Consider the following 289-nt stretch of genomic DNA (forward strand, 5'->3'; position numbering starts at 1 on the left):
TCATAATTTTGCGTACCACCATTGCGTCCAGCTCAGGCGGTATTGGGCTGTTATGAACCATGCGGTGGCACGATTCGCACAGCCATGCCAGATTGGGAACTTTATTGATTCTTTCTATTGGAAGCTGGTTGTCGATGTGGTGACAGTGTTTTGGAACTGTTATGGAAAATGGTTTCCCGCAGCATTTGCACTTTCCCTTCTCCCGGTTATAGGCGTATTCCCGGTTCATGAAGTATTCAAAGTTTGCTTTCCAGCCCTTTCCGTCTGCATAGCAGGCAAGGGCGATATC

1 protein-coding gene is annotated in these 289 nt (G+C 47.8%); it reads right to left on the minus strand.

The genetic code is table 11. The features are described 5' to 3' along the window. On the minus strand, nucleotides 1-229 hold a 229-nt coding region (locus P0G09_RS20335; RefSeq protein WP_275253587.1), incomplete at its 3' end, for an HNH endonuclease. Nucleotides 230-289: the final 60 nt, after the last annotated feature.

This window comes from Faecalibacterium sp. DFI.5.82, assembly GCF_029076575.1.
Lineage (GTDB): Bacteria > Bacillota > Clostridia > Oscillospirales > Ruminococcaceae > Faecalibacterium > Faecalibacterium duncaniae.